The sequence below is a fragment of the Hungatella sp. SL.1.14 genome (assembly GCF_024460495.1).
GTDB lineage: Bacteria > Bacillota > Clostridia > Lachnospirales > Lachnospiraceae > Hungatella > Hungatella hathewayi.
In genome coordinates, this window is record NZ_JANFYJ010000344.1 from 1 (window position 1) to 301 (window position 301).

Here is a 301-nt window from a genome sequence, read left to right on the forward strand (position 1 = left end):
ATCCACGATCACGACCAGATTATCCAGTTTTCTGTAGCCTGCGAACATCGCAGCTTCCCAGACCAGACCTTCTTCAATCTCCCCGTCGCCAAGGAGCGAATAAACACGGTAATCCTTCTACTGCAGCTTCGCAGAGAGTGCCATTCCGACAGCAGCGGAAATCCCCTGTCCAAGAGAACCGCTGGACATATCCACGCCCGGGATATGCTTTCTGTCCGGATGTCCCTGTAAGTAGGAGCCGGTATGACGCAGTGTCTTTAAATCCTCTCCCGGGAAGAAACCGCGGTTCGCCAGTGTAGAA

At 53.5% G+C, this 301-nt stretch carries 1 pseudogene; it reads right to left on the reverse strand.

Features of this window, described 5'->3' with window-relative positions:
- Nucleotides 1-301 (reverse strand): annotated as a pseudogene (locus NE473_RS31280) (thiamine pyrophosphate-binding protein); the annotation flags it as partial.